Source organism: Sodalis-like endosymbiont of Proechinophthirus fluctus (assembly GCF_001602625.1).
GTDB lineage: Bacteria > Pseudomonadota > Gammaproteobacteria > Enterobacterales > Enterobacteriaceae.
The window spans coordinates 167,902-171,619 of the sequence record NZ_LECR01000090.1; the positions used below are offsets into that span (position 1 = coordinate 167,902).

Consider the following 3,718-nt stretch of genomic DNA (forward strand, 5'->3'; position numbering starts at 1 on the left):
TAGCGGAATCGACTTTCTCAGGCCGCCCATCTCGAAGATGTTTTGCTCATGGTGGCAGGCCAGGATCACCGAACCGGAGGACAAGAACAACAGCGCCTTGAAAAACGCATGGGTCATCAAGTGAAAAATGGCCGCTTCCCAGGCCTGAATGCCCAGGGCCAGAAACATATAGCCTATCTGGCTCATGGTGGAATACGCCAGTACCCGTTTGATATCTGTCTGCACTAGCGCCGCGAAACCCGCCAATACCAGCGTGACCGTGCCGACGATCCCCACTAGATACAACACCTCTGGCGCCATCAGGAACAGGCCGTAAGTTCGGGCTATAAGATACACGCCAGCGGTTACCATAGTAGTAGCGTGTATTAGCGCCGACACCGGCGTCGGGCCGGCCATAGCGTCCGCTAGCCACGTTTGCAGCGGCAATTGCGCCGATTTCCCAACCGCGCCACCCAGTAGCATCAGGGTCGCCCATGTGATAGCCGGGGAGCCCTCCGCTAGTTTTTGCGGCGCCAGAACCATCAGATCGTGGAAATTCAGCGTCCCGAGCTGGCTATAAAGGATAAACATCGCGAAAGCTAGCAGCACATCCCCTACGCGGGTGACGATAAACGCCTTCATCGCCGCGGTGCCGTTTTTCGACTCGCTGTAATAAAAGCCTATTAGCAGGTAGCTGCAAAGCCCCACCCATTCCCAGCCAAGATACATCAGCAGCAGGTTGTCTGCCAGCACTAGCACCAGCATGCTGGCGACAAACAGGTTGGTGTAGGCGAAAAAGCGCGAATAGCCCTCTTCCCCACGCATATACCACGAGGCATAGAGATGAATAAAAAAGCCGACGCCAGTGACGACTGATAGCATTGTCAGCGACAAGCTGTCCAGGCTGAGGGTAATGGGAATTTGGAAATCTCCCACTGCCATCCAGCGCCATAGGGTTTGGGTAAATACCACCGCGCCGTCGCTGCGCGTGCCGAAGAAATCCAACGCTACCCAAACAGTGGTCAGCGCTGACAGTCCGACGCTACCAACGCCCACCGTCGCCGCCAGGTTTTCAGACCAGCTACCGCGGGAGAACGCCAGCAGCAGGAAACCCACCAAGGGGAATAACAGGGTTAAATAGAGTAGGTTCATCCGTGCATCTCGCTGACTGTGTCAATATCCATGGTCCTACGGCGACGGTGCAATTGCAGCAGCAACGCTAGGCCGATACTGGCCTCGGCGGCGGCCAGGGTAACCACCAGGATATACATTACCTGCCCGTCTGCCTGGCCCCAATAGCTGCCGGCCACAATGAACGCCAGCGCCGAGGCGTTAATCATGATCTCTAGCCCCAAGAGCATAAACAGCAGATTGCGGCGGATTATCATCCCCGTCAAGCCTAGAACAAACAGGATAGCGGCCAGAATGAGACCGTGCGAAAACGGGATCATGCTTGCTCCTCCCCTCTTTTCTTGAGGGTATCGGTTATCTTTGGCCCCTTGTAGAGTGCATCGAAATTGTCGGGCTCATCGCGGCCCAGATGGAACGCGACTACTAGCCCCGAAAGTAGCAGCACAGAGGCCAGCTCCACCACCAACACATAAGGACCGAATAGCAGGATACCAACGGTTTTATCCGCGATAAGCTCCTCCGCGATGCCGTGATCGCCCGCGCTGGCCAGCGCGCGCACCAGCACCACTAACAGCACCAGAGACAAGAGCGACGGCCCGATCCAGACCCGGGGACGCAACCAGGCGCGTTCTTGTTTATCGCGGCCGATGCCCATGTTGAGCATCATCACTACGAAAACGAACAGCACCATGATAGCGCCGGCATAAACGATAATCTCCAGCGCGCCGGCAAAGTAGGCCCTCAGAGAAAAAAATACACAGGCTATGGCCAGCAGCGAAATAATCAGGTATAGCAGCGCATGTACCGGTTGGGTATGGGTGATGACACGTAACGCCGCCAGCACCGCCACCATGCCGGAAAGATAAAACGCCAGCTCCATACTAGTCTCCTTAGGGAAGTAAGCCTTTTACGTCGATGGGTTTGGCTTCGTTTTCCGCCTCGCCTTTGTCCTTGTCGACGATCGCAATACCGGCCACACGGTAGAAGTTGTATTCCGGATATTTACCCGGCCCCGAAATCAGCAAATCCTCTTTTTCGTACACTAGATCCTGGCGCTTGAACTCGCCCATCTCGAAATCCGGCGTGAGCTGAATAGCGGTGGTAGGACACGCCTCTTCGCACAGGCCGCAGAAAATACAGCGCGAGAAATTGATACGGAAGAATTCCGGGTACCAGCGGCCGTCTTTAGTCTCGGCTTTTTGCAGAGAGATACAGCCAACCGGGCAGACGACCGCGCACAGGTTACAGGCTACGCAGCGCTCATCGCCATCAGGGTCGCGCGTCAGTACGATACGGCCTCGGAAACGGGGAGGTGGGTTGACTGGTACTTCCGGGTACATGCGGGTTTCGCGCTTGTTGAACGCTTGCATACCTATCATCCAGATGCTGCGCAGAGTGGTTCCGAAGCCAATCACTAACTCTTTTAACGTCATGATTCATCCACCCCTTAATGCTCATTGTACAAGATGACCGCTGAGGTCGCCAAAAGGTTGAGCAGCGTCAGCGGCAGGCAGATTTTCCAGCCCAGCGCCATCACCTGGTCGTATCGCGGACGGGGCAGCGCTGCGCGGATCAGGATGAACATCATCATAAAGAAAGCTGTTTTCACGGCAAACCAGATAAACGGTGGTAACCACGGCCCCTGCCAGCCGCCGAAGAAAAGCGTCGCCATCAGCGCTGAAATAGTCAAGATACCGACATATTCACCGACGAAGAAAAGTCCGAACTTCATCCCTGAGTATTCAATATGGTAACCGTCAGCTAGCTCCTGCTCGGCCTCTGGCTGATCGAAAGGGTGGCGGTGACACACCGCAATGCCCGCCAGAGCAAAGGTGACGAAGCCGAAGAATTGCGGCACTACGTTCCACAAGTGCGCCTGCGACTCAACGATCGCGCCGAGATTAAATGAGCCAGCCTGCGCTACCACCCCCATCAACGACAGACCGAGGAACACTTCATAGCTCAGCGTCTGCGCCGAGGCACGCATGGCACCTAACAGGGAGTATTTATTATTGCTCGACCAGCCGGCGAACAGCACCGCATAAACCGCCAACCCGGCCATCATCAAAAAGAACAGGATACCGATATTGAAATCGGCCACTACCCAAGTCGGGCTCACCGGCACAATGGCAAAGGTAATCAGTAATGAGGTAAAGGCGATAACCGGCGCCAGGGTGAAAATACCACGATCGGCAAACGGTGGGATCCAGTCTTCTTTAAACATCATTTTCAACACGTCGGCCAACAGCTGCAGTGAGCCGCCCCAGCCTACGCGGTTCGGCCCGTAGCGGTTTTGGAACAGCCCCAGCAGGCGCCGTTCGGCGAAACTCATGTAAGCCCCGCAGATGACCACTAGCAGCAGGATAACTACTGCCTTCACCGCCGGCAGGAGGATATCGATGACCTCCGGTGTTAACCAACTCATAGCGCGGCCTCTTGCAAATTAACAATGCTCTGTCCCACAAGCATCGGGGGAATGCCAGGTAAGCCTAGCGGCAGCCCCACCTGCCCAGGGCTCAGGCTATCGCTGAACCAAACTGGGAGGCGCAGCTTCAGACCCGCACAGGTAAAGGCTAGTGGCGTACCGCTGTTGACACCCAGCCTGGCG

Annotated in this window: 5 protein-coding genes and 1 pseudogene; all 6 read right to left on the reverse strand. The window is 55.9% G+C overall.

Annotation, left to right across the window (positions count from 1 at the left end):
* Positions 1 to 1,131, reverse strand: a 1,131-nt coding sequence (gene nuoL / locus BG74_RS18530; RefSeq protein ID WP_244267501.1) for an NADH-quinone oxidoreductase subunit L, incomplete at its 3' end; no start/stop codon positions are given.
* A complete protein-coding gene (gene nuoK / locus BG74_RS09425; RefSeq protein WP_066598080.1) occupies positions 1,128 to 1,430 on the reverse strand; it encodes an NADH-quinone oxidoreductase subunit NuoK in 303 nt (100 codons plus the stop codon). The genes nuoL and nuoK, both read right to left, overlap by 4 nt.
* The gene (gene nuoJ, locus BG74_RS09430) at positions 1,427 to 1,990 is read right to left on the reverse strand and encodes an NADH-quinone oxidoreductase subunit J (protein ID WP_066598081.1); all 564 of its coding nucleotides are present in this window, start codon (positions 1,988 to 1,990) and stop codon (positions 1,427 to 1,429) included. Before nuoJ ends, nuoK begins: the two co-directional genes overlap by 4 nt.
* A gap of 10 nt (positions 1,991 to 2,000) precedes the next feature.
* Entirely contained in the window at positions 2,001 to 2,543 is a 543-nt protein-coding gene (gene nuoI / locus BG74_RS09435; RefSeq protein ID WP_066598083.1) for an NADH-quinone oxidoreductase subunit NuoI, read from the reverse strand.
* A 14-nt stretch (positions 2,544 to 2,557) separates the two neighbouring features.
* The gene (gene nuoH / locus BG74_RS09440; protein ID WP_066598085.1) at positions 2,558 to 3,535 is read right to left on the reverse strand and encodes an NADH-quinone oxidoreductase subunit NuoH; all 978 of its coding nucleotides are present in this window, start codon (positions 3,533 to 3,535) and stop codon (positions 2,558 to 2,560) included.
* A pseudogene (locus tag BG74_RS18535) lies at positions 3,532 to 3,718 on the reverse strand (molybdopterin dinucleotide binding domain-containing protein); the annotation flags it as partial. The gene nuoH and the pseudogene BG74_RS18535, both read right to left, overlap by 4 nt.

Bases quoted from the DNA above. Each gene is read 5' to 3' on its own strand.
- nuoK (WP_066598080.1), bottom strand. From the start codon at position 1,430: ATGATCCCGTTTTCGCACGGTCTCATTCTGGCCGCTATCCTGTTTGTT.
- nuoJ (WP_066598081.1), bottom strand. From the start codon at position 1,990: ATGGAGCTGGCGTTTTATCTTTCCGGCATGGTGGCGGTGCTGGCGGCG.
- nuoI (WP_066598083.1), bottom strand. From the start codon at position 2,543: ATGACGTTAAAAGAGTTAGTGATTGGCTTCGGAACCACTCTGCGCAGC.
- nuoH (WP_066598085.1), bottom strand. From the start codon at position 3,535: ATGAGTTGGTTAACACCGGAGGTCATCGATATCCTCCTGCCGGCGGTG.